Origin of the sequence: Enterovibrio norvegicus FF-33 (assembly GCF_000286835.2) — a bacterium.
Taxonomy (GTDB): domain Bacteria; phylum Pseudomonadota; class Gammaproteobacteria; order Enterobacterales; family Vibrionaceae; genus Enterovibrio; species Enterovibrio norvegicus_A.
On the sequence record NZ_AJYD02000012.1, the window covers coordinates 1 to 496 of the forward strand.

1 rRNA gene is annotated in these 496 nt (G+C 50.0%); it reads right to left on the reverse strand.

The features are described 5' to 3' along the window. Positions 1 to 496: ribosomal RNA gene (locus A1OO_RS02435) — 23S ribosomal RNA — on the reverse strand; the annotation flags it as partial.

Consider the following 496-nt stretch of genomic DNA (forward strand, 5'->3'; position numbering starts at 1 on the left):
GGCCTTTCACCCCTAGCCACAAGTCATCCGCTAATTTTTCAACATTAGTCGGTTCGGTCCTCCAATTGATGTTACTCAATCTTCAACCTGCCCATGGCTAGATCACTCGGTTTCGGGTCTACTCCTAGCAACTTATTCGCCCAGTTAAGACTCGGTTTCCCTACGGCTCCCCTATTCGGTTAACCTTGCTACTAAAAGTAAGTCGCTGACCCATTATACAAAAGGTACGCAGTCACCCCACGAAGAGGCTCCCACTGCTTGTACGTACACGGTTTCAGGTTCTATTTCACTCCCCTCACAGGGGTTCTTTTCGCCTTTCCCTCACGGTACTGGTTCACTATCGGTCAGTCAGGAGTATTTAGCCTTGGAGGATGGTCCCCCCATGTTCAGACAGGATACCACGTGTCCCGTCCTACTCGTTTTCACAATAAAAGCATTGTCGTGTACGGGGCTATCACCCTGTATCGCGCCACTTTCCAGAGGCTTCCACTAACAC